General features: G+C 47.1%; 1 protein-coding gene and 1 pseudogene. Both read right to left on the bottom strand.

All coding sequences use genetic code 11. From position 1 onward, the window contains the following. Window positions 1-616: 616 nt before the first annotated feature. A complete protein-coding gene (locus Q502_RS05350; protein ID WP_102818844.1) occupies window positions 617-2,470 on the bottom strand; it encodes an InlB B-repeat-containing protein in 1,854 nt (617 codons plus the stop codon). A 792-nt stretch (window positions 2,471-3,262) separates the two neighbouring features. Continuing rightward, window positions 3,263-3,597, bottom strand: a pseudogene (locus Q502_RS05345) (transposase); the annotation flags it as partial.

Raw genomic sequence — 3,597 nt, 5'->3', positions numbered from 1 at the left:
AACCCACTTGGCATTGTCTGCGTTTATCTGTTTGAGATATTTCTTTCCTCCACGCTTGTTCGCGGCATCGATCTTCACTGTATATGACATGTCCCCAACCAAGGACCTCTTCTCCTTGTAAATCTTCAATAGAACAAACCTTCTTTCCACTAGCAAGCTCTACCAACCTTTGTCCAATTCTGAGCAAAGAAGGATTGTCCTCTACTCTTCCAAGGTTAAAGATAACCCTGTGACGATTCTTTCCTTCTTCGTCACGGTAAGATTCAACTAACTGAGCATATGTAAAGTTCTTAGATTTCGTGGGTTTTATAAACAAACAAACATGACTACCTAATACCATAGAATACCTTCCAAAAGCAAGTAATTGTATAATCATTACTTAAATCCAACTTATCATTAGTTACCACTACAAAATATAGACAAAAAAATAGCGCCTACGAAACCATGCGGGTTTGAGTCGCTATCTTCTCTGTTTTATGAGTTCAAGTGATAAAGTCAAGAAAAAAGACGCTCCGAAAGCGTCTTCAGTATTAATTCTATCATGAGAATTCGTTAAAGTCAACCGGTCTAGCTGTTGCTGACAGGTTAAATAATTTCTCAAACACGCGCCTTTTGATTAATCAACCGGAGCAGTTGAGAATTCAATCGTTGTTGGCGTTCCTTCGGCATCTGGAAGGGCAACGGGGACAATCTCAATCAAGAAGTCGCTTCCGGGCTCGAGATGAAGGCCCGTATCGATCTCGGTTTGCGATGTCTGTGTTGCGAAGAGCGTATCCGGTCCCATAAATACCGAAACGTTGAACGCCAAATTCTCCGCTTCGAGAGCTTCAGTCGGCTCGATTCCATAGACGATTAGCAGCGGCATCGAATATGGATAATCCTTCTGGCCGTCATAAGGGTCGATACCGAATGGGAAGAGGTCCCACAATGCGATCCACTCTTTGATTGCATTGCCAATCGCGCCGCATTTTCCTGTCACGTCTATGGAATCTGTGCCAGTATGCCCCTTCACGACACACTGGTACGTGTAGCCGGTTTTTCCAGTGTCATCTGTTTTCAGTTTAACATCTGTCTTGGGATGGAGTCCTGTTATGTTTAGCTCCAGATCACAGTTCTTTGCCGGCGTTCCGTCCTTTCGCGTCACTGTGACAGTTACGGTATGCGATCCGGGAGCTATGTTGATGTCATGAGAGGGCTCAACAGTGAGGGTGTAATCGCAGTCGCACTCGATGCCAGCGGCCTCCATTATCGCATCCAGATGTTCAGTCAGGGGTTGTGCTCCACCCCAGGTCTGCGCCATTATGCTTGGCGGACTGCCCGCGGGTTGAGGGTTGTCGTTTACATAATTTCCTTCGTCATCTGTGTGGTATTCATCGTCTAGACCCATCATATGGCCAACTTCATGGGCGATGACGGGTCCAGTATCCAGATTGTCCCATTCACCCGTGGTTGTTTCAGTCGATCCTGGAGTCGGCAGTGGAGTAGCTACCCACGAAGTGTGGCTTCCTTTTACCTTCTTGACTTCCACAACATGTGCGTCATCAGGTGGTTCTGCACCTTCAGCAAGAACCGAGAAGTCAAAGTCGAACGTAACTGTGCAACAGCCGTCACCCCATTCTCGAGAACCGCTCGGTCCATTCCAGATGGCTTCAGCGTCAGTCTCCCATGACTCGACCTGAGTCTCTGAGGCGCCTTCACCATGGAAAACAATGGTTACCGTGACAGTGTAGTCGCAGGGTCCGCCAGAGGCGGACGTTGTCTGAGGAGAAAAGCCTGCTAATGGATATTCGACGGGATAATAGGCATTGAGTATGACTTCAGCAAAATCTGAAAGCAGTACCGGCGGTACGCTGTACATCATAGGCGTGTCTTCAGTCAGCAAACTCTCCAGTACAGGCTTTCCTGAGTCATCTCCATTCAATAGAAAGGCCACAGCTATAAGTGCTCTGATAGTCTTGTTGTCATCTTGAAGGTATTCTTCGAGACTGTCAAGAGTGGATTCATCCAGAAGATTTCGTTGAAAGGCGTAAGCTGCGGCCCAACGTTCCAGTGGGTCACTGCTTTCCAAAAGAGCCAGGAATTTCTGAATCTTGCTGTTCACAAGAGGTATGAGTTCTTCGCCACAACTGAATGAAACCGGGTTGTACGGGTCTAGTTTGTCAATTATGCTTGCTACTCGATCTTCAACGAAAACTGCTTTGATTGTCTTGCTTTTGTCCATCGTGACTGCTGTTGTGGTTGAGTCGGGCGACGCTACTTCGCCTTCCCAGGATTCAAACTCCCAACCGTTGTCCGGATACGCTTTCACAGCAACGATTTTGTTCCTCGTGAATTCGTGAACTCCTGCAGTTGGATCTGTAGTTCCACTGCCGCCTATCTGAACTGTAAGAGAGTATTTTACGCTTGGACAACTCGTAAGAAAGATCATTGCCACAGACAGGATAATCAGAACGAAAAACGCTCTACGCATTGTAGCACCCCCTTCGTATTAGTGAGTGCTTAATAAGAATCAATCGACCTCAGAAGAATGCAAGACACAGCAAATGACTGCTTGATAACGGAATTATACATCGTTGACCCATGAATAGGAGCAGTGGAAAGAGAGTGAACGCAATGCTGGCTTCACTAGGAGGCGAGGCCGACTACGTTGGGAAGTGAGAATCGCTGGCGCGAGGAAGTGATGCTGGGGAAATCATCCCAGGAAGTGATGCCGCTTTCAGCGGGAGGATTCAGAAGCCAGTCTTTGCTTTGCAGAGGTAAGTTCCGCTTCTTGGGCTAGGAACCGCTGAACGCTTAAGAACGAAGACTCGCTGATCGCTGATGAAGACAACGTTGCCCATCAACGGTCCCCCGTCCCCGTCGAGAAGACCGGTTCTTCGTTCCGACGCTATGCGTCCAGGTTGTTCGTTCTTGGAACCAGATCCCGGATCAAGTCCGGGATGACAACTAACGGTTATTCCGAAAACACGAAAAGGCTAGATTTCGTCATTCCGACAAAGCTCCTGGTCGGAATCTTGATACTATCGCTTCACGATTCTCACCGGCGAACGGTGCAATGTTCAACTTCGAACCAGCATAACCTTGTCCTTTCGAAACTGCAACCACGGAATCCCTCCAACCACGAACCACGTACCACGAACAACAACGACTCTGCAAAAACTGAGTCTGTCACTGATTTTCTCCAGAAGAAGTACTTCCGGGGGCAGAAGTTACTTCCGATATCGGAAGTAGTTTCCAACCTAATTTCCCGGACAAATTATACCTATGTCTTTGGTTGAATCTTCAGACTCTGGAGTATTTCGCGTTGTGGCTTGGTAATCTCAGTAAGGATATGACCGTACTTGCCTGAATATCGTACCTGAGTTAATGTTTCCATCTCGAGAAGGAGTTCTCGGACGGTGTATTTCTCTATGAGTTTTGTATCACGCATTTTCTTTCTCAAAGCACTCATAAGGATCAAGGCAATGAACTGAACAAAGAGTCTGCCATCCATAGAAGCAGCACTGTGAATGCGCAGGCGTTTCATGTCCAGCTGATTCTTCAAGTCATCAAAAGACTTCTCGATCGTATCCTTGTTTCGGTATACCCTTAGTGCTT

The organism is Mesotoga sp. Brook.08.YT.4.2.5.2., assembly GCF_003351125.1.
Classification (GTDB): domain Bacteria; phylum Thermotogota; class Thermotogae; order Petrotogales; family Kosmotogaceae; genus Mesotoga.
This window is presented reverse-complemented; position numbering and strand designations above follow the sequence as displayed.